The organism is Streptomyces sp. NPDC050617 (assembly GCF_040654795.1).
Classification (GTDB): domain Bacteria; phylum Actinomycetota; class Actinomycetes; order Streptomycetales; family Streptomycetaceae; genus Streptomyces.
The window spans coordinates 81067-106986 of record NZ_JBFAIS010000011.1 but is presented as its reverse complement, the minus strand read 5'-3'; the positions used below and the strand labels follow the sequence as shown (position 1 = coordinate 106986).

Annotated in this window: 23 protein-coding genes and 4 tRNA genes; 15 read left to right on the top strand and 12 right to left on the bottom strand. The window is 70.8% G+C overall.

What is annotated here, in order from left to right; translation table 11 throughout:
* Nucleotides 1–43 precede the first annotated feature (43 nt).
* From purS to AB0I49_RS17125, 7 genes are all read left to right on the top strand, one after another.
* The gene (purS, locus tag AB0I49_RS17155; RefSeq protein ID WP_362160031.1) at nt 44–289 is read left to right on the top strand and encodes a phosphoribosylformylglycinamidine synthase subunit PurS; all 246 of its coding nucleotides are present in this window, start codon (nt 44–46) and stop codon (nt 287–289) included.
* Nucleotides 286–1011, top strand: a complete 726-nt coding sequence (purQ, locus tag AB0I49_RS17150) for a phosphoribosylformylglycinamidine synthase subunit PurQ (protein WP_363227765.1) — start codon at nt 286–288, stop codon at nt 1009–1011. The genes purS and purQ overlap by 4 nt, the downstream gene beginning before the upstream one ends.
* Nucleotides 1011–3260: a phosphoribosylformylglycinamidine synthase subunit PurL gene (gene purL / locus AB0I49_RS17145; protein WP_363227764.1), complete on the top strand. Its 2250-nt coding sequence runs from the start codon at nt 1011–1013 to the stop codon at nt 3258–3260. Before purQ ends, purL begins: the two co-directional genes overlap by 1 nt.
* A 112-nt stretch (nt 3261–3372) precedes the next feature.
* Nucleotides 3373–3885 carry an ArsR family transcriptional regulator gene (locus tag AB0I49_RS17140; RefSeq protein WP_363227763.1) on the top strand — a complete coding sequence of 171 codons (513 nt, stop codon included), beginning with the start codon at nt 3373–3375 and terminating at the stop codon, nt 3883–3885.
* A 69-nt stretch (nt 3886–3954) separates the two neighbouring features.
* The gene (locus tag AB0I49_RS17135) at nt 3955–4821 is read left to right on the top strand and encodes a M23 family metallopeptidase (protein ID WP_363227762.1); all 867 of its coding nucleotides are present in this window, start codon (nt 3955–3957) and stop codon (nt 4819–4821) included.
* 10 nt (nt 4822–4831) lie between these two features.
* A complete protein-coding gene (locus AB0I49_RS17130; protein WP_363227761.1) occupies nt 4832–5674 on the top strand; it encodes a sterol carrier family protein in 843 nt (280 codons plus the stop codon).
* Nucleotides 5675–5838: 164 nt separating this feature from the next.
* Nucleotides 5839–6606, top strand: coding sequence for a hypothetical protein (locus AB0I49_RS17125; protein ID WP_363227760.1), 768 nt, complete (start codon nt 5839–5841; stop codon nt 6604–6606).
* 88 nt (nt 6607–6694) lie between these two features.
* Here AB0I49_RS17125 and AB0I49_RS17120 read toward each other — a convergent pair whose 3' ends face one another.
* From AB0I49_RS17120 to AB0I49_RS17105, 4 genes are all read right to left on the bottom strand, one after another.
* Nucleotides 6695–6835: a hypothetical protein gene (locus AB0I49_RS17120; protein WP_363227759.1), complete on the bottom strand. Its 141-nt coding sequence runs from the start codon at nt 6833–6835 to the stop codon at nt 6695–6697.
* A gap of 23 nt (nt 6836–6858) precedes the next feature.
* On the bottom strand, nt 6859–7353 hold the full coding sequence (locus AB0I49_RS17115) for a hypothetical protein (RefSeq protein ID WP_363227758.1): 495 nt from the start codon (nt 7351–7353) through the stop codon (nt 6859–6861).
* 140 nt (nt 7354–7493) lie between these two features.
* Nucleotides 7494–7922, bottom strand: a complete 429-nt coding sequence (locus AB0I49_RS17110) for a hypothetical protein (RefSeq protein WP_363227757.1) — start codon at nt 7920–7922, stop codon at nt 7494–7496.
* A gap of 55 nt (nt 7923–7977) precedes the next feature.
* Nucleotides 7978–9207: a helix-turn-helix domain-containing protein gene (locus AB0I49_RS17105; RefSeq protein ID WP_363227756.1), complete on the bottom strand. Its 1230-nt coding sequence runs from the start codon at nt 9205–9207 to the stop codon at nt 7978–7980.
* 206 nt (nt 9208–9413) lie between these two features.
* Here AB0I49_RS17105 and purF point away from each other — a divergent pair, with 206 nt between their 5' ends.
* Together purF and purM are read left to right on the top strand one after the other, a co-directional pair.
* Entirely contained in the window at nt 9414–10931 is a 1518-nt protein-coding gene (purF, locus tag AB0I49_RS17100; RefSeq protein ID WP_363227755.1) for an amidophosphoribosyltransferase, read from the top strand.
* Between the two features lie 49 nt (nt 10932–10980).
* On the top strand, nt 10981–12075 hold the full coding sequence (gene purM, locus AB0I49_RS17095) for a phosphoribosylformylglycinamidine cyclo-ligase (protein WP_363227754.1): 1095 nt from the start codon (nt 10981–10983) through the stop codon (nt 12073–12075).
* Between the two features lie 89 nt (nt 12076–12164).
* Here purM and AB0I49_RS17090 read toward each other — a convergent pair whose 3' ends face one another.
* Complete coding sequence (locus AB0I49_RS17090; protein ID WP_363135364.1) at nt 12165–12434, bottom strand: DUF3073 domain-containing protein; 270 nt, start codon at nt 12432–12434, stop codon at nt 12165–12167.
* A 294-nt stretch (nt 12435–12728) separates the two neighbouring features.
* Nucleotides 12729–13862, bottom strand: coding sequence for a Glu/Leu/Phe/Val dehydrogenase dimerization domain-containing protein (locus AB0I49_RS17085; RefSeq protein ID WP_363227753.1), 1134 nt, complete (start codon nt 13860–13862; stop codon nt 12729–12731).
* Nucleotides 13863–14045: 183 nt separating this feature from the next.
* Between AB0I49_RS17085 and AB0I49_RS17080 the strand changes: the two genes are divergently transcribed.
* Both AB0I49_RS17080 and bldC read left to right on the top strand, forming a co-directional pair.
* Nucleotides 14046–14882 carry a hypothetical protein gene (locus AB0I49_RS17080; protein ID WP_363227752.1) on the top strand — a complete coding sequence of 279 codons (837 nt, stop codon included), beginning with the start codon at nt 14046–14048 and terminating at the stop codon, nt 14880–14882.
* A gap of 686 nt (nt 14883–15568) precedes the next feature.
* Complete coding sequence (bldC, locus tag AB0I49_RS17075) at nt 15569–15775, top strand: developmental transcriptional regulator BldC (protein WP_003949541.1); 207 nt, start codon at nt 15569–15571, stop codon at nt 15773–15775.
* A 583-nt stretch (nt 15776–16358) separates the two neighbouring features.
* Here the strand turns inward: bldC and AB0I49_RS17070 are convergent.
* The 3 genes from AB0I49_RS17070 to hrpA form a co-directional block, all read right to left on the bottom strand.
* On the bottom strand, nt 16359–16532 hold the full coding sequence (locus AB0I49_RS17070; RefSeq protein ID WP_363227751.1) for a DUF6274 family protein: 174 nt from the start codon (nt 16530–16532) through the stop codon (nt 16359–16361).
* A gap of 267 nt (nt 16533–16799) precedes the next feature.
* Nucleotides 16800–16874 (bottom strand) — tRNA-Asp (locus tag AB0I49_RS17065).
* A 77-nt stretch (nt 16875–16951) separates the two neighbouring features.
* Nucleotides 16952–20929: an ATP-dependent RNA helicase HrpA gene (gene hrpA / locus AB0I49_RS17060; RefSeq protein WP_363227750.1), complete on the bottom strand. Its 3978-nt coding sequence runs from the start codon at nt 20927–20929 to the stop codon at nt 16952–16954.
* A gap of 100 nt (nt 20930–21029) precedes the next feature.
* On the opposite strand from hrpA, the gene AB0I49_RS17055 reads away from it, so the two are divergent.
* Nucleotides 21030–22175 (top strand): ABC transporter permease, encoded by a 1146-nt coding sequence (locus tag AB0I49_RS17055; RefSeq protein WP_363227749.1) that lies wholly within the window; start codon nt 21030–21032, stop codon nt 22173–22175.
* Nucleotides 22176–22261: 86 nt separating this feature from the next.
* Here AB0I49_RS17055 and AB0I49_RS17050 read toward each other — a convergent pair.
* The 3 genes from AB0I49_RS17050 to AB0I49_RS17040 all read right to left on the bottom strand — a co-directional run bounded on the left by AB0I49_RS17050 (nt 22262) and on the right by AB0I49_RS17040 (nt 22535).
* A tRNA-Phe gene (locus AB0I49_RS17050) sits at nt 22262–22335 on the bottom strand.
* Nucleotides 22336–22339: 4 nt separating this feature from the next.
* Nucleotides 22340–22414 (bottom strand) — tRNA-Asp (locus tag AB0I49_RS17045).
* Nucleotides 22415–22462: 48 nt separating this feature from the next.
* Nucleotides 22463–22535 (bottom strand) — tRNA-Glu (locus AB0I49_RS17040).
* 213 nt (nt 22536–22748) lie between these two features.
* Here AB0I49_RS17040 and AB0I49_RS17035 point away from each other — a divergent pair.
* The 3 genes from AB0I49_RS17035 to AB0I49_RS17025 all read left to right on the top strand — a co-directional run.
* A complete protein-coding gene (locus AB0I49_RS17035) occupies nt 22749–23099 on the top strand; it encodes a metallopeptidase family protein (protein ID WP_363227748.1) in 351 nt (116 codons plus the stop codon).
* 138 nt (nt 23100–23237) lie between these two features.
* On the top strand, nt 23238–23843 hold the full coding sequence (locus AB0I49_RS17030; protein ID WP_363227747.1) for a hypothetical protein: 606 nt from the start codon (nt 23238–23240) through the stop codon (nt 23841–23843).
* Nucleotides 23844–24141: 298 nt separating this feature from the next.
* The coding region (locus AB0I49_RS17025) for a DEAD/DEAH box helicase (protein WP_363227746.1) at nt 24142–25920 on the top strand (1779 nt) is incomplete at its 3' end.

The window sequence follows — 25920 nt, the reverse complement described above, 5'->3', positions numbered from 1 at the left end:
CGCTGGCGGGACCGCCTTACGCACCACACCACCGGGAGTGCCAGTGGCACGCGTCGTAGTCGACGTCATGCTCAAGCCGGAGATCCTCGACCCGCAGGGGCAGGCGGTGCACCGTGCACTGCCACGCCTGGGTTTCGAGGGGATCGCCGACGTCCGTCAGGGCAAGCGCTTCGAACTCGAAGTGGAGGGCCCGCTGGACGACGCCGCCCTCGCCCGCATCCGCGAGATGGCCGAGACGTTCCTCGCGAACACCGTCATCGAGGACTTCACCGTCCGGGTCGACTCATGACCGCGACCCCCAGCGCGAACGCCGGGGGCCCCGCCGGCCTCGGCAACGTCCGTATCGGCGTGGTCACCTTCCCCGGCACGCTCGACGACCGCGACACCCAGCGCGCGATCCGGCTGGCCGGCGCGGAGGCGGTGGAGCTGTGGCACCGCGACAAGGACCTCAAGCAGGTCGACGCCGTGGTTCTGCCCGGCGGCTTCTCCTATGGCGACTACCTGCGCGCGGGCGCCATTTCGCGTTTCTCGCCGGTCATGGAGATGATCATCGAGGGCGCCCGGCAGGGGCTGCCGGTACTCGGCATCTGCAATGGCTTCCAGGTCCTCACCGAGACGCACCTGCTGCCCGGCGCGATGCTGCGCAACAACCATCTGCACTTCATCTGCCGCGACCAGCGGCTCCGGGTGGAGAACGCGGAGACGGCCTGGACGAACATGTACGAGCCCGGGCAGGAAATCAGTGTCCCGCTGAAGAACATCGACGGCCGGTACGTCGCCGACGAGCGCACCCTGGACGAGCTGGAGGCCGAGGGGCGCGTCGCATTCCGGTATCTCGGGATGAACCCCAACGGATCGCTGCGCGACATCGCCGGCATCACCAACGCGGCGGGCAACGTCGTCGGCCTGATGCCGCACCCCGAGCACGCGGTGGAGCCGCTGATCGGCACCGGCCGCACGGACGGCCTCGGATTCTTCACCTCGGTCCTGAAGCAGTTGGTGAGCGCCTGATGACTCTCGACACCGTTAAACACGCCGAGCAGACCCCCGACGCCGAGCAGCCGTGGGCCGAACTCGGGCTGAAGCCGGACGAGTACGCGCGTATCCGCGAGATCCTCGGCCGCCGCCCGACCGGCGCCGAGCTGGCCATGTACTCCGTCATGTGGTCCGAGCACTGCTCGTACAAGAGCAGCAAGGTCCACCTGAAGCAGTTCGGCGAGAAGGCCCCCGCCAACGACGCGATGCTCGTCGGCATCGGCGAGAACGCGGGCGTCGTCGACGTCGGCCAGGGCTACGCGGTCACCTTCAAGGTCGAGTCGCACAACCACCCCTCGTACGTCGAGCCCTACCAGGGCGCGGCCACCGGCGTCGGCGGCATCGTCCGCGACATCCTCGCCATGGGTGCGCGCCCCGTCGCCGTCGTGGACCCGCTGCGCTTCGGCGCCGCCGACCACCCCGACACCAAGCGCGTCCTGCCGGGCGTCGTCGCGGGCATCGGCGGCTACGGCAACTGCCTGGGCCTGCCCAACATCGGCGGAGAGGTCGTCTTCGACCCCTGCTACCAGGGCAACCCGCTGGTCAACGCCGGCTGCATCGGCGTCATGAAGCACGAGGACATCCACCTCGCGAAGGCGTCCGGCACGGGCAACAAGGTCATCCTGTACGGGGCCCGGACCGGCGGCGACGGCATCGGCGGCGTCTCGGTGCTGGCGAGCGAGACCTTCGATGACGCGAAGCCCGCGAAGCGGCCCGCCGTCCAGGTAGGCGACCCGTTCCAGGAGAAGCTCCTCATCGAGTGCACCCTGGAGATCTTCGCCGAGAAGCTCGTCGCGGGCATCCAGGACCTCGGCGGCGCGGGCCTGTCCTGCGCCACCTCGGAGCTGGCCAGCGCCGGCAGCGGCGGCATGCGCGTGGAGCTGGACACCGTGCCGCTGCGCGACTCCTCCCTCTCGCCCGAGGAGATCCTCATGAGCGAGTCGCAGGAACGCATGTGCGCGATCGTCGAGCCCGACAAGGCCGACCGCTTCCTGGAGATCTGCGAGAAGTGGGACGTCATCGCCACCGTCATCGGCGAGGTGACGGAGGGTTCGCAGCTGGAGATCTTCTGGCACGGCGAGCAGATCGTGGACGTGCCGCCGCGCTCCGTCGCGCATGACGGCCCGGTGTACGAGCGTCCGTACGCCCGTCCCGAGTGGCAGGACGCGCTCCAGGCCGACGACGCCGCGAAGCTGCCGCGCCCGGCCACCGGCGACGGGCTGCGGGCGCAGGTCCTCCAGCTCGTCTCGTCCCCGAACCAGGCGTCGAAGTCCTGGGTGACGGACCAGTACGACCGGTTCGTGCAGGGCAACACGGTGCTGGCGCAGCCGGAGGACTCCGGCATGGTCCGCATCGACGCGGACACCAACCTCGGCGTCGCGATCGCCACGGACGGCAACGGCCGCTACGCGAAGCTCGACCCGTACACGGGCGCGCAGCTGGCGCTGGCCGAGTCGTACCGCAACGTCGCCGCCTCGGGCGCCAAGCCGCTCGCCGTCTCCGACTGCCTCAACTTCGGCTCGCCCGAGGACCCGGCCGTCATGTGGCAGTTCGCCGAGGCCACGCGCGGCCTCGCGGACGGCTGCCTGGCGCTCGGCACCCCGGTGACCGGCGGCAACGTCTCCCTCTACAACCAGACCGGGGACACGGCCATCCACCCGACGCCGGTGGTCGCGGTGCTCGGCGTCATCGACGACGTCAGCCGCCGCACGCCGGTCGCGTTCGCGGAGGAGGGCCAGCTGATCTACCTCCTCGGCGACACGAAGGAGGAACTGGGCGGATCGGCCTGGTCCCAGGTCGTCCACAACCACCTCGGCGGGCTGCCGCCCCAGGTGGACCTGGAGCGGGAGAAGCTGCTCGCGGAGATCCTGATCTCCGCCTCCCGCGACGGCATGGCGGACGCGGCGCACGACCTCTCCGACGGCGGCCTGATCCAGGCCCTCGTCGAGTCCTGCCTGCGCGGCGGCAAGGGCGCCCGGATCGTCGTCCCCGACGGCCTGGACCCCTTCGTCTTCCTCTTCTCCGAGTCGGCGGGCCGCGCCATCGTCGCGGTCCCCCGCAGCGAGGAACTCCGCTTCAACGACATGTGCGGCGCCCGCGGCCTCCCCGCCACCCGCATCGGCGTGATCGACGGCACGGACATCACCGTCCAGGACCAGTTCACCCTCCCCCTGTCGGAGCTCCGCGAGGCCCACGAATCCACCATCCCGGGCCTGCTGACCTGACAACCGTCCCCCGCAGCACGCACCGACGGCCCGCCCCCGCGCTGGGGGCGGGCCGTCGGCGTTTCCGTCACTGGACTTGCCAGATCTTACGTAATTACGTAACTTCTAAATCGTGGATCTTGAAGAGCGCGTGGCAGAGCTGGAGAGACGGCTCGCGGCACTGGAGGAGCGGGGCGGCGACGGCCCTCGCGCGGCGCCGGAGGCGGACGGCGGTGACTTCTGGGCCCTGGAAGGGCTGAAGGAGCGGCTGGCCGAGGGCGGGGCCGACACCGGCGGGGTGCTGTTCACCGGCGCCGCGCGGATGCCGACGGGGCTGCGGTACGAGTGGCAGTACGGGCTGACCACGGACACCGTCCTGGACGCGGACTGGGCCGCCGCCGCCGAGTCGTTCGCCGCGCTGGGACAGGCCGTGCGGCTGCGGCTGCTCCGCGAGATCCTCGACGGCCGCGACACCGCCGCGGCCCTGACCGAACTCGACGGGATCGGCACGACCGGCCAGATCTACCACCACCTGCGGCAGTTGACCGCCGCCGGCTGGCTGCACGCGCCGTCGCGGGGCCACTACGAGGTCCCCGGCGCCCGGGTCGTCCCACTGCTCGTGATGCTGGCCGCCGCCCAGCCCTGAACCGGCGGTCGCGCCCGTCGCACGCACTGAAACGGCCGCCCCACCGGCCGTACGACACAAGGGGGAACAATGTCCGTACGCAAACTCAGCATGGTCGCCGGCCGCTGCTGCCTGGTCATCTTCTTCGCGATGGTCGTCGCGGGATTCTTCGCGGACATTCCGCGCTGGGCGACGTGGATTCCCCTCGTGGCCTCGGTCGTCCTCATGCTCGCCCCGCACCGCAAGGCCGCCGACCCGCACAGCACCCCGGCCGAGCCCATCGAGGTCGCCCCGCCCGTCACCGGCCGCTGGTCGGCCCTCAACAGCCCCGCCGACAAGGTGCCGAGCCACGGCACCCGCGCGTACGGACAGGCGTACGCGATCGACATCGTGGCGGAGTCCGAGGAGCACCCCCGCCCCGGCCGCGGCTGGTGGCCCATCGCCCGGCGCAACCGCGACTTCCCCGGCTTCGGCGCACCCCTGACGGCCGTCGCCGACGGCACGGTCGTACGGGCGACCGACCGGGCCCGCGACCACCTCAGCCGCACCTCTGTCCTCTCACTGCTCTACCTCCTCTTCTTCGAGAGCTCCTTCCGCGAGGTCGGCGGCGCCGGAAAACTGGTCGGCAACCACCTCGTCCTCGACCTCGGCGGCGGTACGTACGCCATGTACGCCCACCTCCAGCGCGGCTCCCTGGCCGTGCGCGAGGGGGAGCGGGTCCGGGCGGGGCAGCCCGTCGCGCGGTGCGGGAACTCCGGCAACTCCAGCGAGCCGCATGTGCACTTCCAGCTGATGGACGGCCCGGACCTGGACACCGCCCGCGGCGTCCCGTTCCGCTGGACCGGCGTCGGCGTGCCCGGCAACGGCGAGGTCTTCACGGTCGGGGCGGCGGTCGTCGAGAACGAGGTCTTCACGGTCGGGACGGCGGCCTCCGAGAAGACGTCGCTCCGCGATTAAGGTCGGTTCCATGCCTCCCGCTCAGCGCAAGCCCCGTGCCCGTACGTACGACCCCGCCAAGGTGCGCGGCGCCCTGGACGGCCAACTGCGCGCGGTGCGCGGCGCGGTGGGCACGCTGTGCGCCGCACCCGACGCGGAGCCGCTGCTCGCGGCCCGTTCGCGGCTGGGGGAGTGGACGGTGCGCGATCTGATCGTGCACATCGCCGTCTGCCTGGAGACGCTGCCGCGCGCCCTCGCCGAGCGGCCCGCGCCCGCCGCGGCCGAACTCGACCTCCAGCGCTATCTGGCGGCCCTCCGCGAGCAGGCCGACGACATCGCGGCGGCGACGGTGGCCGAGAGCGCCGAACTGGCCGCCGCGGGGGAGCCGGGCCCGGAGGCCGTCGTCGCCCGGCTGGACGCGGCCGTCGGCCGGCTGACGGCAGCCGTCGCCGAGGCCGGCCCCACCACCCTCGTCCCGACGGACTACGGGGCCATGACCGTCAACGACTTCCTGGTGACCCGGCTGCTGGAGACCGTGGTGCACGCCGACGACCTGACGGCCGCGACCGGCACCGCCGTCTCCCACGACCGGCAGGCGCTCGCCGCCGTCACCCGGCTGCTCGCCGACGCGCTCGCGGCCAAGGCGCCCGGCGGGTCCGTCGAGGTCCGCGTGCCGCCCTTCGCGGTCGTCCAGTGCGTGGCGGGCCCCCGCCACACCCGCGGCACCCCGCCCAACGTGGTCGAGACCGACCCGCTGACCTGGATCCGGCTCGCCACCGGCCGTACGGACTGGGCGACCGTCATCGAGGCCGGCACGGTCTCGGCGAGCGGGGAACGGGCGGACCTGGCGGACCAGCTGCCGCTGCTGGGCTGACGGTCGAACCGCCGGGCGCGCCCCGCGACCAGGGCCGGGGCCTGCGCCGTTTCGGCAAGCGGGTGAAGCCCCGCACCCCTAATAACCCTCTGGGGTCGCGCCATCACTACGAGTGGCATTCCGTGGTGTATGCGAATCGACCGTTCAGAAGGGAACGTCACGCAATGTCCTCATTCACGCCTGCCACCTCCCGCTCCGCCCTGACCCGCGGCGCCGCCGCCGCGGTCACCGGCGCCCTCGCGCTCGGCCTCGCGGCGGTCCCGGCGGCGGCCTCGGCCGCCTCCGGCGCCCCGAGCGGGGCCGCCCGGATCGCGCCCGTCCCCAAGGCCGAGATCGCGGTCAAAAGCGGCGTCACCAAGATCACGGTCTCCGCCGAGACCGTCGCCCAGCTCCGCGCCAAGGGCATCCTCCTCACCCGGCTGGACGCCCGCGGCAACCTCGGGGCCAAGGTCGACGCGGAACAGACCCTCGACTTCGGCGTGAAGTCCGGCGCCGTCTCGAACGTCAAGGGCAAGGTCGGCGGGCGGCTCGCCTTCAAGACCGCCGGCATGGCCATGGTCAACCTCCGCAACCAGCGGATCGCCCGGCTCACGGCCTTCCAGGCCGACCTGACCACCGGCACCATGCGCGCCAACCTCGACCGCAGGACCCCCATCGAACTGGGCACCTTCTCGCGCCCCGCGGTGAACACCGCCGTCAACACCAAGGCCCGCGAGGTCAACGTCCAGGGTGGTCTGGTGCTCGGCGCCAAGGCGGCGGTCCAGCTCAACAAGGCCCTGCACACCAAGGCGTTCGTCCCCGGCGTCCCCCTCTTCGACGCCAACAGCAGAATCACCCTCGACGAGAAGGCCGACCCCCGCGCCGTCCACGAACTCGGCCGCGAAGCCGCCCCGTCCAAGGCCGTACAGGCCCCGCAGCACGCCGTCCGGTAACCACCGGAGCAGTCCCGTACGGACACAGGGGCGCGGACCGGTCGACAGGCCCGCGCCCCTCACACGTGCCTGGGCAGGGGGCGGTTTCTCACCCCTCGCCGCGTTCTCCGGCGCCGGGGACGACGAACCCGCGGACGGGCGGTTCGCCGCCTTCCCGCGCGGCCTGCTCCCGCGCCACGCGCCACGCCTCCGCGAGGTCGGCGTACCGAGGGTCGATCCACTCAGTCATGGAGCCTCCAATCGACGCTCAACCTACGCCCCCGCCGGCCCGGACACCTTTTGGCTGCACGGCGGTTGCGGCGTCGGCATGGGACGGATGGTGCACTCCGTCGAGTGCTGACAGTTCGCGGCCACGGGCACGAGCGGAACGCCCGCAGGCGGTCCCCACAGCGCTTCGTCCACGTCGTACCCGCAGGCCCGGACCTTCTCGCGGGTCCGGTCCAGCACGTCCGGGTCGTAGTGCATCGGGTCCCATCCAGGGAAGTGATGTACGAACCCGACTCCCAGCGACGCGCACAGGTCCGCGTACAGCTTCGTGTGCAGGATGAGTCCGTGCCAGCCTTCGTCGACGACGCGCGAGGGCGCGAGGCCGGCCCCCGGGAAACGGGTACAGGCGACGACGAATTTCAGCCCCTCGTCCACGATCCGGCCGGCGGTCCGGTCCGCCATACCGGGGTTGTTCCCCTTGACCGTGGCGACGACCGCGGCCCACTGCTCTTCGGCCAGGTGGTCCCTTACCGTGTTCATGTGCGACCTCACTTCGGTGTGTCGTGTTCCGTGAGCCGCCAACGGCCGCGATTGCCGTACGGGCGTGCGGCCGGAGGCGGTTGTCCTCTTGGAGCTGCGGGCGGGAGGGCCGGACGAGGAGTGCCGGTCCGTGGGCGCGCTCACCACTGGTTCTCGCGGAGCTCGATGAGCTGATCGAGCTGGATGCGGTACAGCTCGATCTGCGCGGGCGTGAGGATGAGCACCGACTCGGATGTGCCGCCGTCCTCGTGGTGGACCACGACCGGTAGGGCGGCCTGCTGCGCCCGTCTGTCGTAGATCACGTCCCGTGCCATGGGAACGACATGCGTCACGGGTACGGGAACGCGGCGCAGGGTTGTGCCGTCGTACCTGGCCGACCAGACCTGTCCGCCTGCCGGCGGACGCAGGTGGTACGACGCCGAGGTTTCGTCCGGCAGGGCGATGACGATGCCGATACGCCCGCCCTTCGCGAGGTCGGAGGCGACGTCGCCCAGCCGGGGGTGGAACGAGATGTCGTCGCTCGACTCGGCGAACTGGGACGGGCGCCGCTTCGCGGTCTGTTCGGCCATACCTCGAAGCTAGAAGCAGGGCGGCGGGTGAATATGAACCGGAGGAATACAGCTCTCAGCCGTCGAGGTGGAACCGGTCCGACACGCGGCGCAGCTTCTCGCGGGTGACCGCTCGTTCGGCGTAGACGATACTGCGCAGTGTGGACCGTGCGATGGGGTGGTTGCGGATGAGCTGCGGCGCGGTGCGCTCGGCCGTCTCCAGTTCCTGCAGCGCCTTGTCCCGGTTGCCGTCCCAGAGCCACGCGCGGGCGAGGTCCATGTGGTGGTGGCCTTGACGGGAGTTGGGGAGCGCGGCGACGAGTTCCGGGCTGGTGCGCCGGTTTATGGCCAGGGCCTTGCGCTGCTCGCGCAGTTCGAGGGCGACGCTGATCGCGTGGATCTGGACGTTGCCCGGCGAGAAGGTCAGCGAGTGCCGGTCGTACACCGGGGGGCCGGAGTACTGCCCCAGGCGCTCGGCGGCGGTCCTCGCGTGCTCGATGCGGTCCTCGGCCTCGGCGCCGCTCCCCGCGCGCGCGGCGGAGACGGCCGCACGCAGCTGTAGGGAGCCCCAGGCCCGGACGGCCAGCGGCTCGCCCTGTTCGTAGCCCTGCTGCACGCTGTGCAGCGCCTTGTCCGACAGGGCGACGGCGTCCGCCCAGTCGGCGGTGGCCCACATGTCCCATACCCGCATCCAGTCCGCCACGGCCGGCATGACGGAGTCGCTCGACAGCCGGGCCGCCCAGGCGGCTCGTTCGCAGGCCATGGCGACCAACTCGGGGTGCCCGAGGGCATGTGCGGCGGTGTGTGCGAACTTGCAGCACACGGTGTAGACGGCGAACGCCTCTTCCCGCTCGTGGCCGGTGGCCGCCTCCGCGAGGGCGCGGGCCTCGCGGAACAGGTCGGGCAGCACCTGCATGATCGCCACGTTCGCGGCGGCGTCCCGCAGGCGGTGCAGCCGCGTGGTCTCCTGCCAGAGCTGGACGGACGTCCGCGGAGTTCCTTCGAAGACGGGGGCGAGGTCGTACCGGCGCAGCTCGCGCAGGATGGAGGATGCGGCGACCTGCCACTGATTCTCACTGGGCGAGCTGTTGTACGGGCGTCCGATCAGGTCGTTGGGGTGTATGTGCAGTTCGGAGGCCACGAGGTTGAGCAGGCCGACGCGGTCGAGTTCGATCAGGCCGCGTTCCATCTTCGAGACCCAGCCCTGGGTCTTGCCCAGAGCGGCGGCGAGGTCGGCCTGCGGCATTCCGAGTCGGAGCCGGGCGCGCCGGGCGCGGCGGCCGATCTCCTCGGCTTCTTCCAACATCAGCGCTCCGTCCGTCGGGCCGTTCCTCAGAACGGTACCCACGGCCTGCGACGGATGTGGAGGGCCGCGGAGCACGGAGCGCCCCACCGGTCATGCCCGAACCCGGTGGTGATCCCCCGTGTGCGGCAAGTGGCTGTCCGTGGTGTGAGCAATTCCTGGCAATCCCCGGTTCGGATGAACCTGTTCCCTGCCCTAGACTCGAAGACGTGCCACGTGGTGACGGACGACTCAACCACGACCTGCTCCCCGGCGAGAAGGGCCCCCAGGACGCTTGCGGCGTCTTCGGTGTCTGGGCTCCGGGCGAAGAGGTCGCCAAGCTCACCTATTTCGGGCTGTATGCGCTGCAGCACCGGGGACAGGAGTCCGCGGGCATCGCGGTGAGCAACGGCTCCCAGATCCTGGTCTTCAAGGACATGGGCCTGGTCTCCCAGGTCTTCGACGAGACATCGCTCAGCTCCCTGACGGGACATATCGCGGTCGGCCAGGCCCGCTACTCCACCACCGGAGCCTCGGTGTGGGAGAACGCGCAGCCGACCTTCCGGGCGACCGCCCACGGCTCCATCGCGCTGGGCCACAACGGCAACCTGGTCAACACGGCCCAGCTCGCCGAGATGGTCGCCGACCTGCCCCGCGACGGCGGCCGGGCCACGCATGTGGCCGCGACCAACGACACGGACCTGGTCACGGCGCTGCTGGCCGGACAGGTCGACGGCGACGGCAAGCCCCTGACCATCGAGGACGCGGCCGCCAAGGTCCTGCCCGAGGTGCTGGGCGCGTTCTCCCTCGTCTTCATGGACGAGCACACGTTGTACGCGGCCCGCGACCCGCAGGGCATCCGCCCGCTGGTCCTCGGCCGGCTGGAGCGCGGCTGGGTGGTGGCGTCCGAGACCGCCGCCCTGGACATCTGCGGCGCCTCCTTCATCCGGGAGATCGAGCCGGGCGAGCTCGTCGCCATCGACGAGAACGGGCTGCGCTCCACCCGCTTCGCCGCAGCGAAGCCCAAGGGCTGCGTCTTCGAGTACGTGTACCTGGCCCGTCCCGACACGGACATCGCCGGCCGCAACGTGCACCTCTCCCGCGTGGAGATGGGGCGCAAGCTGGCCGCCGAGGCGCCGGCCGAGGCGGATCTGGTGATAGCGACTCCGGAGTCGGGCACCCCCGCCGCCGTGGGGTACGCGGAGGCCAGCGGCATCCCGTTCGGCACCGGCCTGGTCAAGAACAGCTATGTCGGCCGGACGTTCATCCAGCCGAGCCAGACCATCCGGCAGCTCGGCATCCGCCTCAAGCTCAACCCGCTCAAGGACGTCATCCGCGGCAAGCGCCTGGTGGTCGTCGACGACTCGATCGTCCGCGGCAACACCCAGCGCGCCCTGGTCCGGATGCTCCGCGAGGCCGGCGCGGCCGAGGTGCACATCCGGATCTCGTCCCCGCCGATCAAGTGGCCGTGCTTCTTCGGCATCGACTTCGCGACCCGCGCGGAGCTGATCGCCAACGGTCTGTCGGTCGAGGAGATCGGCAAGTCGCTGGGGGCCGACTCCCTCGCGTACATCTCCACGGACGCGATGATCGAGGCGACCACGATCGCCAAGCCGGACCTGTGCCGGGCCTGCTTCGACGGCGAGTACCCGATGGAGCTGCCCGACCCGGAGCTGCTGGGCAAGCACCTCCTGGAGACCGAGCTCGCGGGCGGGCCCGACGCGGCGGACGCCCTCCGCCGCCCGTAGCGCCGCAGCTCTCGCAACGCCGCAGCTCACCGACGAGAAAGTTCCAGCAATGCCTGCAGAGTCTTTTGAGGCCGCGCCGCGTCCGGACGCGGGCGCCAGCTACGCGGGCGCCGGCGTCGACATCGAGGCCGGCGACCTCGCCGTAGAACTGATGAAGGAGTGGGTCCGCAAGGCCACCCGCCCCGAGGTCGTCGGCGGGCTCGGCGGCTTCGCCGGGCTCTTCGACGCGAGCGCCCTGAAGCGGTACGAGCGCCCGCTGCTGGCCTCCGCGACCGACGGCGTCGGCACGAAGGTCGACATCGCCCGCCGGATGGGCGTCTACGACACCATCGGCCACGACCTGGTCGGGATGGTCGTCGACGACCTGGTGGTCTGCGGCGCCGAGCCGCTCTTCATGACCGACTACATCTGCGTCGGCAAGGTCCACCCGGAGCGGGTCGCCGCCATCGTCAAGGGCATCGCCGAGGGGTGCGTCCTCGCGGGCTGCGCCCTCGTCGGCGGCGAGACCGCCGAGCACCCGGGGCTGCTGGCCGTCGACGACTTCGACGTCGCGGGCGCCGGTACGGGCGTGGTCGAGGTCGATCAGGTGCTGGGCGCGGATCGCATCCGTACGGGTGACACGGTGATCGCCATGGCGTCGTCCGGTCTTCACTCGAACGGGTACTCGCTCGTGCGCCACGTGCTCTTCGACCGGGCCGGCTGGGCGCTGGACCGCGAGGTGGCGGAGTTCGGCCGCACCCTCGGCGAGGAGCTGCTGGAGCCCACCAAGATCTACTCGCTGGACTGCCTGGCCCTGGCCCGTACGGCCGAGGTGCACGCCTTCTCGCACATCACCGGCGGCGGGCTCGCGAACAATCTGGCCCGGGTGATCCCGGACGGGCTGCACGCCGTAGTGGACCGCTCGACCTGGACCCCGGGCCCGGTCTTCGACCTGGTCGGACGGCTCGGCGGCGTCGAGCGCCTGGAGCTGGAGAAGACGCTGAACATGGGCGTCGGCATGGTGGCCGTCGTGCCCGAGGCGGCGACGGACGTGGCCCTCACGGCACTGGCCGACCGCGGCGTGGACGCCTGGGTGGCCGGCGAGATCACCGAGCGCGGCACAGACGTCGAGGCAGTGGCACTGACCGGTGACTACGCAGGCTGATCCGGCGCGGGGCAGCACAGAACCCGGTCCGGGGGCGGGCCCTGGACCGGGTCAGTGGTCGTACCGCGGAGGCGGACGCTTGAAGGGCGTCAAGTGCGGCGACGATGTGAGTGCTGATCCGACGACTGGTCGTCGTCCTCGCCCTCGGCATCGTCAGTGTTGTAACGATCCGCGTACTGAGCGTACGGATCGTCGTCCAGCTTGTCCTCGTCCTCAACAAGCGGCTCGCTCTTCGGCGGCTGCTTCGTGGGAGTTGCACCCAGCTCGTTGGCCAGGCGCGAGAGGTCCGTCCCGCCGCTGTTGTACTTCAGCTGGCGGGCGACCTTCGTCTGCTTGGCCTTGGCCCGGCCGCGCCCCATGGCTCGACCCCCTCAATGACGGGGCTCGACGGCCCCAGAGTCTTGACACGCGTTCATGAGTCAGAGCGGACTCTCGACGGAGAGACCGGTCTGTAGGGCTTCAACGGTACCTGCTTCCGCGGTCATACGGTACGTCGCCCGCGTGACGCGCCCCGGAGCAGAACCCGCAAGGAGCCCCGTCCTCGCTGGTCATCTGCGATTTTAACGTGTCCCGCGCGGCGACCCGCCGACGGGTGGTGAGAGATCTCTCCCTTCCCGCCCGCCGTACGGTTGTCGTTAACGACTGTGAACGGGCTACAGAGCCGCCGCGCGGGCGTCGGCGATGCGCTGCTCGGCCAGCCGGTCGGCTGCCTCGGCGGGCGGGATGCCCTCGGACTTCGCGCGGTCGAATATGGCCAGAGTCGTGTCATAGATCCGCGTCGCCTTGGCCTTCGCCCGGTCGAAGTCGAAGCCGTGCAGCTCGTCCGCGACCTGAATCACGCCACCCGCGTTCACGACGTAGTCCGGGGCATAAAGGATGGACCGGTCGGCGAGGTCCTTCTCGACGCCCGGATGGGCGAGCTGGTTGTTGGCCGCGCCGCAGACGATCTTCGCGGTGAGGACGGGCACGGTCTCCTCGTTCAGCGCGCCGCCGAGCGCGCAGGGCGCGTACACGTCCAGCTCGGTGCGGATGAGCGCGTCGGTGTCGGCGACGGCCCTGACCCCCTCCCGGTGGTGGGCCAGGACGCGCTCGACCGACTCCGCCCGCACGTCCGTGACGACGACCGACGCGCCGTCCTCGACGAGGTGCCGCACGAGGTGGTGGCCGACCTTGCCGACGCCGGAGACGCCGACCGTGCGGCCGCGCAGCGTGGGCTCGCCCCAGGCGGCCTCGGCGGAGGCGCGCATGCCCTGGAAGACGCCGAAGGCGGTGAGCACGGAGGAGTCGCCGGCGCCGCCGTTCTCGGGCGAGCGGCCCGTGGTCCAGCGGTTGGCGCGCGCGACGACGTCCATGTCCTGGACGTACGTGCCGACGTCGCACGCGGTCACATAACGGCCGCCGAGGGAAGCCACGAACCGGCCATAGGCGAGCAGCAGTTGCTCCGACTTCGCGCCGCCCTCCGCCACCGGGGCCGGGTCGCCGATGATCACCGCCTTGCCGCCGCCGTGGTCCAGCCCGGCGAGCGCGTTCTTGTACGACATGCCGCGGGACAGGTTGAGGGCGTCCTGGACGGCGTCGTCCTCCGAGGCGTACGGATAGAAGCGGGTGCCGCCGAGGGCCGGGCCCAGGGCCGTGGAATGGAGGGCGATGACGGCCTTCAGCCCGCTCTCCCGGTCCTGGCAGAGCACGACCTGCTCATGGCCGCCCTGGTCCGATCGGAAGAGCGTGTGCAGCACATTGTCGGCGTCGAGGGTGGGACGTACGTCGGTCACGGTGGTGACTCCCATATGTCGCGGAGGAAGCCCTCCGAGGGGTGGGGGAGGGCCGGTCGGCAAGAGCGTAAGACCTGGCGGCCCGGCAGATCAGGTAGGTGCCGAGGATCACTCTCCCAGGCGGCGGTGGCGTGGGACGATTTGGCCAGTACGGGGAGGACAACTCCCAGTGACGGACTCCGGCTTGAGGGAGCGGGCGTGACCTTGGCGTCGTCAGTGATTGTCCCGTATACAGCGTATCTGCGGGTTTACGAGCCACTGGCCGCTTTCCCGGAACCCGAGCGTGGTCACTGGGCGCGCTACGCGAAGCGCGAGACGCTCCCGAGCGCCCAGGACGAACTCCGCCGCTCGCTCGCGGACTTGCTGCCGACGCCGCCCGTCGCGGTTCCGGTGCACGAGAGCGGCGACGCGTTCGTGGCGGTCGTGGACGGCGTGACCTGCGTCTGCCCCTGGCGGACGCGGCTGCGCGGCTGGCAGGCGCTCGAAGGGCTCACGGAGCAGCTTCCGGGGCTCGTCCTGGACGCGGCCCTGCCCCCGGTGGTGCGCCGGCAGGCGGAGGCGGACTACGAGCGGTGGCGGGAGCGCAATCCGGACGCCCGGCCGTGGATCAAGACGGCGACCTGGCACGTCCCGGTGCGCTGGTTCGTCCTCTTCGCGGCCGAGGAGCGCGAGTACGACAAGGGCGACGACGGGCTGGTGCTGCGCTACCGCACGCCGATGGTCGAGGCCCGGCGCCGGGTGGCGCGGGGGCTGCGCACCCTCAAGGACTCCCTCGAAGAGGGCCCGTTGATCGACGGCCTGATGGAGGTGGGGCGCTGGCTGGAGGAGTTCCACCCGCGTTCCCTGGTGGAGCTGGACTACGGCGGGCTGGTGCACGTGGTGCCGGAGGCGGACCTCGCCGACGACCGGTCGGTGGAGGACGTGGCGGAGGGGCTCGCCGCGCTGCGCGAGGGCGACGGCGCGGGGGCCGGCGCGGCGTACGAGCGGCTGACGGACCGGTGGAGCGCGGTCCGGGACCGCCAGTACGCGAGCTGAGGCCGGCGTGGGCCGAGCCCGGCACGAAGCTGGGCCCGGCGCGGGCCGAGCCCGTGGAGCAGGCGGCCGGGACAGCCGAGTCGTCGGAGTCCGAACGCGAATTGGCGACCGTACGGGAACCAAGATGCCCGTGAGGCTGTCGAAGTCTCAAGAGGCAGTCGTGTCCCAAGGGATGAAAGAGTCGGCAGTGGCAGCAGCGCTGGTGAGATGCTGTTGTGGCGGATGAGTTGCCACCCAGGTAAGGACCTAGGTCCCGATCCGGGCCATTGCCGCAACCGTGACCTAAAGCACTGACATCGGGCCTTGCGCGCATCCCCCACTGTCGTGTCAAAATAGGACAAGGAGTCTGGGAATGGCTCCTTCCGCTCAACTTCGGGCGGATTGCTCGGCATTGCACTCCTTGGCGGGTCTGGTGACCCCTGATCCCACTGTGACTGATCGTCACGGTGGCGTGACTGTCCGCTATGGCATGGTCCATCGGGTTCCGTCGAGGTTGAACACCTGAGAGGGCAATTCCATCGGTTTGGCCGACGCGGCTGGACGGATGGTGTAGTTGTAGTGCCGAGGACAAGCCGTTCGTCCTATAACCGACTCGGCCCGCGTCTGCCATTTCGGGCAACGCGGGTCAAGGTGCAGAATTTAGAGGAAAGAACCGTGATGGTTCGGTTCTCCCGAGGAGGCCGCTCATGACCGCTCGCACCCCTGATGCCGAGCCGCTGCTGACCCCGGCTGAGGTTGCCACGATGTTCCGCGTGGACCCGAAGACGGTCACGCGCTGGGCCAAGGCAGGCAAGCTCACGTCCATCCGCACGCTCGGAGGGCACCGGCGTTACCGCGAAGCGGAGGTCCGCGCGCTGTTGGCGGGCATTCCGCAGCAGCGCAGCGAAGCCTGAACAACCGCTACACCCTTGCGTCACCGGGCTGTTCGCCGGGTCCCCCAATCCGGTAGCCGCTCGTTCAGCTCCACTGGCAGTACCCGCTTCACCTGCGTCATCAGCTTCACCTGTTGCACCCGCAGCACCTGCTCCATCAGTTCCACCTAGCTGCACCACGACTAGGCGCCTGCCCCAACAGGCCCCACGCCCGGCTCCTCTAGGGCAGTCGTCGATCGCGCTGGACTCCGCCGGGTCCAGCGCGATCTTTTTATGCCCTGATCGCGTCGGCCGGCGCGCGGCCGGCGGGGGCTCGTATGGGCTCGGGCGAACTCTTACGAGTGGTTGCGGGACGTCCGTACGGGTGGCTCGGGAGGGTTCGTGCGGCTCCGTCCGGAGTCCGTTTAAGGGGAGTGCAATTGCACATATTAAATTGACCCTTTGTAGGTGAGGGGTGAGTTCCTCCCACCTTGAAACTCTTTCGGTGACTCCCGTCACAGTGCGTCGTTCTTGTGGCCTACGGCACAGCTGCGGTAATGAGACGGATGAGAACGCTCCCACGCTCAGCCTTCCACCCGACTGACCCCCAACCGCCCGCCGTTGGTCACCGAGCCGGGGGACTTTCGTCCCTGCTGCGCTCGGCCGGCCGTTCCAGGGCGGCGAGGCGCAGCAGCCGGTGGCAGATCGGGCAGTGCCTCGACAGATGGCGGTAGCTCGAAGCGGCCGACAGATGAGCGCGCAGCAGCGCCCTGGTCTCGTGAGGGGAAGTTCTCGTCATGGAGCGCGGCACCTCCTTCTGCCTGGGTACCGGCGGACCATGCCGCCGTCAAGAGCCACGGAAGAGCCAGCGGCCCGGCGGGCGCCGCCGGGACCTCCGGAGGCGCTCCAGGCGGGCTCCAGGGGCGTCTGAGGGGCGTTGGTGATCTTCTGGGGCGGGAGGGCCGGGCGCGGCCTTCGGCGGCGCGTACGGACGTCCGCCGGGCGCAGGCCGCCGGGGACGGCAGAAGGGCCCGCATCCGATCGGATGCGGGCCCTTCAACTACTGCGGTCCTGACGGGATTTGAACCCGCGGCCTCCACCTTGACAGGGTGGCGAGCACTCCAAACTGCTCCACAGGACCTTGCTTCGCCCCGCACTCTCGTGCGGCTGCGAAGCAAGACTCTACAGCAGCTCAGGGGGTGCGGTCGAACCAGTGGCTCAGGGGGCCGCCTCGTCGATCGCTTTCACGATCCGCTTGTCCGAAACGGGGTAGGCCGTGCCCAGCGCGTGCGCGAAATAGCTCACCCGCAGCTCCTCGATCATCCAGCGGATGTCCAGGACCTGCTGCGGCACCGGCCGCCCCTTCGGCAGCTGCTCCAGCAGCCACGCGTACTCGTCCCGCATCTCCTTCACCTTCTCCAGCCGGGCGCGGTCCCGCTGGGCGTTGGTGGGGAGCTGCTGGAGCCGCCGGTCGACCGCCACCAGGTAGCGCATCAGGTCGGGCAGCCGGCGGGCGCCGTGGGCCGTGACGAAGCCCGGCTTGATCAGCTCGGCCAGCTGCTCCTTGATGTCGGTCAGCGACGGCAGGAGCACCGGCGAGGTGGTCGCCTTCAGCCGGCGCTCGCACGCCTGCCAGGCCGCGAGGACCTCCTGCACCTTGCGGATCGCGTCGAGCGTCGCGTCGACGATGTCCGCCCGTACCGCGTCGAAGAGCTTGCGGAACGATTCCTCGTCCCAGGCCGGCCCGCCGCGCGCCGCGATCAGCCGGTCCGCGGCGGCTGACACGCAGTCCTCGAAGAGGGCCGCGATCGAGCCGTGCGGGTTCCGCGAGAGCGCGAGCTTCTGCTGGTTGGACAGCTTGTCCTGGGCGAACTTCGCCGGGTTCGACGGCAGGTTCAACAGGATCAGTCGGCGCGTGCCGCGCCACATCGCCTGGCGCTGCTCCGGCTCGGTGTCGAAGAGCTTCACCGCCACCGACGCGCCCTCGTCGACCAGCGCCGGGTACGCCTTCACCGGCTGCCCGGCCCGCCGGGTCTCGAAGGTGCGCGGCAGCGTGCCCACCGTCCACGACGTGAGCCCGGAGCGCTGCTCCGGACCGCCGCCGCCGGAGCCCTCGGACGCCTGCTCGAAGGCTTTGGTGATGGCCGCCCGCGTCTTCGGCTTGAGGGCGAGGCGCAGCGCCTCCAGGTCCTTCTCCTCGGCGATCTTGCGGCGCCGCTCGTCGACCACCCGGAACGTGATCTTCAGATGGTCGGGGACCCGGCTCAGATCGAAGTCGTCCGGCTCCATCCGCACGCCCACCATCCGCTGCAGCTCCCGCGTCAGCGTGGTCGTCAGCGGCTCCTGGAGCGGTACCGCGCGCTCCAGGAACGCCTTGGCGAAGTTCGGCGCGGGCACGTAATTGCGCCGGATCGGCTTGGGCAGCGACCGGATCAGCTCGGTGACCAGGTCCTCCCGCAGCCCCGGGATCTGCCAGTCGAAGCCTTCGGCGGAGACCTGGTTGAGGACCTGGAGCGGGATGTGGACGGTCACGCCGTCGGCGTCCGCGCCCGGCTCGAACTGGTAGGTCACCTTGAACTTCAGGCCGCCCTGCCGCCAGGTGTCCGGATAGTCGTCCTTGGTGACCTGCTCGGCGTTCTCGTTGATGAGCATGGAGTGCTCGAAATTGAGCAGCTCCGGCTCCTCCCGGCGCTTGCGCTTCCACCACGAGTCGAAGTGCGCCCCGGACACGACGTCGTCCGGCAGCCGCTCGTCGTAGAAGTCGAAGAGCGTCTCGTCGTCCACCATGATGTCGCGGCGGCGGGCCCGGTGCTCCAGCTCCTCGACCTCGCCGAGCAGCTTCCGGTTGTCGTGGAAGAACTGGTGGTGCGTGCGCCAGTCGCCCTCCACGAGCGCGTTGCGGATGAAGAGGTCGCGGCTGGTCTCCGGGTCGATACGGCCGTAATTGACCTTCCGCTGCGCGACGATCGGCACGCCGTACAGCGTCACCCGCTCGTACGCCATCACCGCCGCCTGCTTCTGCTCCCAGTGCGGCTCGCTGTACGTGCGCTTGACCAGGTGCTGGGCGAGCGGCTCGACCCACTCCGGCTCGATCTTCGCGTTGACCCGCGCCCACAGCCGGGAGGTCTCCACCAGCTCCGCCGACATGATCCAGCGCGGCGGCTTCTTGAAGAGCGCCGACCCCGGGAAGACGGCGAACTTGGCGCTGCGCGCGCCCAGATACTCGTTCTTCTCCGCCTCTTTCAGGCCGAGGTGCGAGAGCAGCCCGGAGAGCAGCGCCGTATGGATGTGGTCCGGTGCCGCGTCCTCCTCGGAGAGGTGGATGCCCATCGTCTTGGCGACCGTACGCAGCTGGCTGTAGATGTCCTGCCACTCGCGTATCCGCAGGTAGTTCAGGAACTCGCCGCGGCACATGCGCCGGAAGGCCGACGACGACAGGGCCTTCTGCTGCTCGCGCACATAGCGCCACAGGTTCAGGAAGGCGAGGAAGTCGCTGCTCTCGTCCTTGAACCGGGCGTGCTGCTGGTCCGCCTGCGCCTGCTTGTCGGACGGCCGCTCGCGGGGGTCCTGGATGGAGAGCGCCGCGGCGATCACCATGACCTCGCGGACGCAGCCGTTCCGGTCGGCCTCCAGGACCATCCGGGCCAGCCGCGGGTCCACCGGCAGCTGCGAGAGCTTGCGGCCCATCGGGGTGAGCCGCTTCTTGACGTCCTTCTGCTTCGGGTCGATCGCGCCCAGCTCGACCAGCAGGTCCACGCCGTCCTTGATGTTGCGGCGGTCCGGCGGGTCGATGAAGGGGAACTTCTCGATGTCCCCGAGCCCGGCGGCGGTCATCTGGAGGATCACGGAGGCCAGGTTCGTACGGAGGATCTCCGCGTCCGTGAACTCCGGGCGCGAGAGGAAGTCGTCCTCGGAGTAGAGGCGGATGCAGATGCCGTCGCTCGTACGGCCGCAGCGGCCCTTGCGCTGGTTGGCGCTGGCCTGCGAGACCGGCTCGATCGGCAGCCGCTGGACCTTGGTGCGGTGGCTGTAGCGGGAGATGCGGGCGGAGCCGGGATCGATCACGTACCGGATGCCGGGCACGGTCAGGGAGGTCTCGGCGACATTGGTCGCCAGAACGATTCGCCGCCCCTGATGGCGCTGGAAGACCCGGTGCTGCTCCGCGTGCGAGAGGCGCGCGTACAGCGGCAGGATCTCGGTGGATCTGAGCTTCTTCTTCTCCAGGGCGTCCGCGGTGTCGCGGATCTCGCGCTCGCCGGAGAGGAAGACCAGGATGTCGCCGAAGCCGTCGCCCTCGCGCTGGAGCTCGTCCACGGCGTCGCAGATCGCGGTGATCTGGTCCCGGTCGCTGTCCTCGGACCCCTCCTCCAGGAGCGGCCGGTAGCGCACCTCCACGGGGTACGTACGGCCGCTGACCTCCACGATCGGCGCGCTGTTCCCGCCCTCGTCGCCGGCCACGGACGCGAAGCTCGCGAAGTGCCGGGCGAAGCGCTCCGGGTCGATGGTCGCCGAGGTGATGACGACCTTCAGGTCCGGTCGGCGCGGCAGCAGCTGGGCCAGATAGCCGAGGATGAAGTCGATGTTGAGGCTGCGCTCGTGCGCCTCGTCGATGATGATCGTGTCGTACTGGCGCAGCTCGCGGTCGGTCTGGATCTCCGCGAGCAGGATGCCGTCCGTCATCAGCTTCACGAGGGTGTCGCCGCCGACCTGGTCGGTGAAGCGGACCTTCCAGCCGACGGCCTCGCCCAGCGGGGTGTTCAGCTCCTCGGCGACGCGCTCGGCGACGGTACGGGCCGCGAGCCGGCGCGGCTGGGTGTGCCCGATCAGCCCTTTGACGCCGCGGCCCAGCTCCAGACAGATCTTGGGGATCTGGGTGGTCTTGCCGGAGCCGGTCTCGCCGGCGACGACCACGACCTGGTGGTCGCGGATGGCCGCCAGGATCTCGTCCTTCTTCTGGCTGACCGGCAGCTGCTCGGGGTAGCTGATCTTCGGCACGGCCTCGCGGCGGGCGGCCACCCGCAGCTCGGCCGCGTCGACGTCGGCCGCGATCTCGGCCAGTACGGCCGAACGGGCCTCGGGTTTGCGGATGCGGCGCGCGCCGTCGAGCCGGCGGCCCAGCCGCTGCTGATCGCGCAGCATCAGGTCGGGGAGCCGCTCCAGGAGGGCGGGCAGGGCGGGGGCAGGCTGACTGGACATACGTCCTCCAGGATCTCACCTCCCGGAAAAGACTGGCGAACCATTTGTGGTCTGCGAACCCAACCGAGAATGTCCCCTATAGGTGCTTTAGCGTGGCCTTATGGATGATCAACAGGACGACCAGGAGACTTCTTCACCCGGTGCCCCACCCGGCGACTCATCCGGCGACTCATCCGGCGGGAGCCACGCCCACGGCGCCCACGGCAGGCCCCCCAGCGCGGCCGACCGGTGGACGGCCTTCAAGAACTCGCCGTTCCTGCCCGCGACGGTGCTGCTGTTCATCCTCGCCGCCGCGGCCGGACTCTTCGCGGGCTCGTACACCTACACGATGGCCAACCCCACCCCGCACCACATCCCCACCGCCGTCGTCGGCGGCAAGCACACCCCGCGCGGCGAGGCGTTCATCGGCGGCATGGAGAAGGCCCTCAACGCCTCGCTGAAGCTGCACGACTACCCGTCGTACGAGCAGGCCCGCCGCGCCGTCGACGAGCAGCAGGTCTTCGCCGTCCTCGACGTCGCCGACGGCCACGTCCGCCTCGACGTGTCGGGCGCCTCCGGGGCCACCGTCGCCCAGGTGCTGACCCAGGCCGCCCCGAAGGTCGGCAAGGCGGTCGGGGTGCCCGTGACCGTCAAGGACGTCAAGCCGCTCCAGGAAGGCGACCCGCGCGGCCTCGCGCTCTTCTACATTTCGCTGGCCGCCGTCATCATCGGCTTCGTCGGGGCCATTCAGCTCAGCGTGCACGCCCGAGGGCTCAATCCGGCCGAGCGGATCGCCTTCACCGCCGCGTACGCGCTGCTCGGCGCCTTCGCCATCGCCGCGGTCGTGGACTGGCTGCTGGGCGCGCTGGACCTGCCGTTCGTCGAGTCCTGGCTGATCCTGGCGTTCACGATGTTCACGTCGGGCATGGTCTTCACGATGTTCAACACCCTCATCGGCCGCTGGGCGATGATCCCCACCTGGGGCGTGATGGTGCTCCTCGGCAACCCGTCCTCCGGCGGCGCCGTGTCCTGGCCGCTGCTGCCGTCCGTACTCGGCGAGATCGGCCGCTGGCTGCCGCCGGGGGCCTCCGTCAACGCGCAGCACACCGCGGTCTACTTCGGCCGCTACCAGCACGCCTTCCCGTTCCTGGTGCTGGCGGCCTGGGCCGTCGTGTCCACCGCGGTCTTCTGGATCTGGCGCCACCGGCACCCCGGCGGCCGGCCCGCCGTACGGTCGCACACGCACGCCGCGTCCCCGTCCGGCTGAGCCGGCACGGGCCCTCCGGGGCCTGCCCGGGCCCGTACAACGCGACAGGCCCCGATCCGGGGGATCGGGGCCTGTGCCACAGGGTGTGGCTGGGGCCGGGGTCGAACCGGCGACCTATCGCTTTTCAGGCGATCGCTCGTACCAACTGAGCTACCCAGCCGCAGCGGTCCTGACGGGATTTGAACCCGCGGCCTCCACCTTGACAGGGTGGCGAGCACTCCAAACTGCTCCACAGGACCTTGCATGGTGCGAAACCGGCCTGAACCAGTCTCGCACACGGTAATGCGTGCCCCCAACGGGATTCGAACCCGTGCTACCGCCTTGAAAGGGCGGCGTCCTGGGCCACTAGACGATGAGGGCTGATGGCCCACCTGGGCGCTTCGCAGCGCGTCGGGGACGTGAGAAGCATATGGGATGCGGGGAGGTATCGCCAAAACGGTTTCCCGAAGAGCTGCAAAAGGGGGCTCCGGGGGCTTCTGGGGGAGAGGGTGCGGCCTCGGGCGGCTGCCGGGGGCCGTGCCCGGTGCGGCGTCCGCCCGGCGGGGCCGGGGCCCGTCGCGGACAATGGCGGGTGTGCTGGAGATGACGCGCGAGGAGTTCGAGGGGCTGGTCGCCGAGGCGCTCGACCGGATCCCGCCGGAGCTGACGAGGCTGATGGACAACGTCGCGGTGTTCGTGGAGGACGAGCCGCCCGCGGAGGAGCCGGAGCTGCTCGGGCTCTACGAGGGGACGCCGCTCACCGAGCGCGGCGAGTGGTACGCGGGCGTGCTGCCCGACCGCATCACGGTCTACCGGGGTCCGACGCTGCGGATGTGCGCGTCCCGCGAAGACGTGGTCGCGGAGACGGAGGTGACGGTCGTTCACGAGATCGCCCACCACTTCGGCATCGACGACGAGCGGCTGCACGCGCTGGGCTACGGGTGACGGTCCCCGGCCGCGCCGCGCCGGCCGGCGGGGTGGCGGGGGCGGGCGAACCGCGCCGGGCGCGCGGGGCGCGTGTCCTGCGCGGGGGGAGGTCAGTTGGGCAGGGGGCCCGTGCTCCGCGACCCGAAGGTGGTCCCCATGCCCATGCGCGCGATGTCCCCGCCCGCGTCCCAGGTACCCGTCGCGCTCGTCCGCGCCGCGGCCGTCGCCGTCGCGGCCATGGCCCTCGGCGGCTGCATGAGCGTGAGCGACCCCGCGAAGCCCGCGCCGTCCAAGTCGTCGGGCCACCGGGGCGGCGGCCCGCAGCCGGACGGCGGCGTGGCGCGAGACGACGGCCGGGCGCGTACGGGCATGGGTACGGGCACGAAGACGGCCAAGGGCGGCAAGAGCCCGCGGCCGGGGGACGAGGACGGCAAACCCTCCTCGAAGGGGTCGGCGACCCCCGCCAACGCCTCGTCCTCCGCCTCCGAGTCCGAGTCCGCGGGGGCCGCCGAACCGGAGCCCGGGAAGCGGCCAGAGCGGCCGGGTACGCGGCCGAAGCCGCCGACGTCCGGGCGGCCGGGCCCGCCGTCCTCGCCGGGCGAGCCGTCGAAGCCGAAGGACCCCCCGAAGCCGACGGACCCGGTCGAGCCGACCCCGCCGCCGACCGTCTCGCAGCCGCCCGCGTCGCCGACGACGTCCTCGGCGGCCTCCGCGCCGCAGCGGGAACCGCTGGTCTCGCCGCAGGCCGGCCCGGTGGCGTAGCGCCCGTACGGCGTATGACGAGGGCGTACGGCGAGGGCGTACGGCGAGGGGCGCGCGGCCGGGCGTGCGGCCGGGCGTGCGGCCTGTGGCGGCGGCTGATCAGGGGGCGACTTGCGTGGCGCGGGGTGGGGTGCGTATGGTGGTAGATCGTTTGATCCCATTTGCCCGGCGCCGAACCGAAGCGCGCCGCGTGGCGCGTTCCTTACCTTGCCGTGGCTGACCGCATTGAGGCGGTCATTTGTGAAGCCGACACGGAGCTTGGGCGCGTGCCGAGACTCCGGAAGGTTTCGCATTTCGCATGTCCATTTCCAGCACAGCCGTCTCCGCCGACAACGCCGTGAACGACGAGAGCGTTGCGAGCGCAGCTGACGAACAGCCCATCGTGAGCACCGAGAACACCGCGGTGTCCGAGGCCGCCGAAGCCGTCGAGGAAGCCGCGGCCGAGGCAGTCGAGGAGGCCGAAGAGGGGGTCGGCGAGCCGACCGTCACCTTCGGCGACCTCGGGCTCAACGAGCACATCGTCCGCAAGCTGGCGCAGAACGGCGTCACCACGCCGTTCCCGATCCAGGCCGCGACGATCCCGGACGCCCTGTCCGGCAAGGACATCCTCGGCCGCGGCCGTACGGGCTCCGGCAAGACCCTCTCCTTCGGCCTCCCGCTGCTCACCCAGCTGGCCGACGGCCACACCGAGAAGAAGCGCCCCCGCGGCCTGATCCTCACCCCGACCCGCGAGCTGGCGATGCAGGTCGCCGACGCGCTCCAGCCCTACGGCGACGTGCTCGGCCTCAAGATGAAGGTCGTCTGCGGCGGCACCTCGATGGGCAACCAGATCTACGCCCTGGAGCGCGGCGTCGACATCCTCGTCGCCACCCCGGGCCGGCTGCGCGACATCATCAACCGCGGCGCCGCCTCCCTCGACAAGATCGAGGTGGCCGTCCTCGACGAGGCCGACCAGATGTCCGACCTGGGCTTCCTGCCCGAGGTCACCGAGCTGCTCGACCTGGTGCCCAGCGGCGGCCAGCGGATGCTGTTCTCCGCCACGATGGAGAACGAGATCGGCACCCTGGTCAAGCGCTACCTGACCGACCCGGTCAGCCACGAGGTCGACGCCGCCCAGGGCGCGGTCACCACCATGAGCCACCACGTGCTCGTCGTGAAGCCGAAGGACAAGGCGCCGGTCACCGCCGCCATCGCCGCCCGCAAGGGCCGCACGATCATCTTCGTACGGACCCAGCTGGGCGCCGACCGCATCGCGGAGCAGCTGATCGACTCCGGTGTGCGCGCGGACGCGCTGCACGGCGGCATGACGCAGGGCGCGCGCACCCGCACGCTGGCGGACTTCAAGGACGGTCACGTCAACGTCCTCGTCGCCACCGACGTCGCCGCCCGCGGCATCCACGTCGACGGCATCGACCTGGTGCTCAACGTCGACCCGGCCGGCGACCACAAGGACTACCTGCACCGTTCCGGCCGTACGGCCCGCGCGGGGCAGTCCGGCACCGTCGTCTCGCTCGCCCTGCCGCACCAGCGCAAGCAGATCTTCCGGCTGATGGAGGACGCGGGCGTGGACGCCTCGCGCCACATCGTCGGCGGCGCCGGCGCGTTCGACGACGAGGTCGCCCAGATCACCGGCGCCCGCTCGCTGACCGAGGTGCAGGCCGACTCCGCGAACAACGCCGCCAAGCAGGCCGAGCGCGAGGTCCAGGACCTCGGCCGGCAGCTGGAGCGGGTGCAGCGCCGCGCGACCGAGCTGCGCGAGGAGGCGGACCGCCTGCTGGCGCGCTCCGCCCGCGAGCGCGGCGAGGACCCGGAGGCCGCCGTGGCCGCCGCCGCCGAGGCCGCCGCCACCGAGAAGGCGCAGGAGACGGCCGCGGCCGCCGCTGCGTCGGTGCCGGCCCAGGCGAACGACCGCCGTGACGAGCGGGGCAACTTCGAGCGCCGTGACGACCGTCGGGATGACCGGCGTGACGACCGGCGTGATGACCGTGGCGGCCGTTCGTACGAGCGTCGTGACGACCGCTCGGGCGGTGGTTTCAACCGTGGCGGCGACCGGGACCGTCCGGCTCGTTCGTTCAAC

Coding starts and splice junctions, on each gene's coding strand:
- AB0I49_RS17055 (WP_363227749.1), top strand. CDS start 21,030: ATGGATGATCAACAGGACGACCAGGAGACTTCTTCACCCGGTGCCCCA.
- purL (WP_363227764.1), top strand. CDS start 1,011: ATGACTCTCGACACCGTTAAACACGCCGAGCAGACCCCCGACGCCGAG.
- AB0I49_RS17120 (WP_363227759.1), bottom strand. CDS start 6,835: ATGACTGAGTGGATCGACCCTCGGTACGCCGACCTCGCGGAGGCGTGG.
- AB0I49_RS17090 (WP_363135364.1), bottom strand. CDS start 12,434: ATGGGGCGCGGCCGGGCCAAGGCCAAGCAGACGAAGGTCGCCCGCCAG.
- AB0I49_RS17135 (WP_363227762.1), top strand. CDS start 3,955: ATGTCCGTACGCAAACTCAGCATGGTCGCCGGCCGCTGCTGCCTGGTC.
- AB0I49_RS17070 (WP_363227751.1), bottom strand. CDS start 16,532: ATGACGAGAACTTCCCCTCACGAGACCAGGGCGCTGCTGCGCGCTCAT.
- AB0I49_RS17125 (WP_363227760.1), top strand. CDS start 5,839: ATGTCCTCATTCACGCCTGCCACCTCCCGCTCCGCCCTGACCCGCGGC.
- AB0I49_RS17110 (WP_363227757.1), bottom strand. CDS start 7,922: ATGGCCGAACAGACCGCGAAGCGGCGCCCGTCCCAGTTCGCCGAGTCG.
- purQ (WP_363227765.1), top strand. CDS start 286: ATGACCGCGACCCCCAGCGCGAACGCCGGGGGCCCCGCCGGCCTCGGC.
- AB0I49_RS17030 (WP_363227747.1), top strand. CDS start 23,238: ATGCCCATGCGCGCGATGTCCCCGCCCGCGTCCCAGGTACCCGTCGCG.
- AB0I49_RS17085 (WP_363227753.1), bottom strand. CDS start 13,862: ATGGGAGTCACCACCGTGACCGACGTACGTCCCACCCTCGACGCCGAC.
- AB0I49_RS17115 (WP_363227758.1), bottom strand. CDS start 7,353: ATGAACACGGTAAGGGACCACCTGGCCGAAGAGCAGTGGGCCGCGGTC.
- AB0I49_RS17130 (WP_363227761.1), top strand. CDS start 4,832: ATGCCTCCCGCTCAGCGCAAGCCCCGTGCCCGTACGTACGACCCCGCC.
- AB0I49_RS17105 (WP_363227756.1), bottom strand. CDS start 9,207: ATGTTGGAAGAAGCCGAGGAGATCGGCCGCCGCGCCCGGCGCGCCCGG.
- bldC (WP_003949541.1), top strand. CDS start 15,569: ATGACCGCTCGCACCCCTGATGCCGAGCCGCTGCTGACCCCGGCTGAG.
- purM (WP_363227754.1), top strand. CDS start 10,981: ATGCCTGCAGAGTCTTTTGAGGCCGCGCCGCGTCCGGACGCGGGCGCC.
- hrpA (WP_363227750.1), bottom strand. CDS start 20,929: ATGTCCAGTCAGCCTGCCCCCGCCCTGCCCGCCCTCCTGGAGCGGCTC.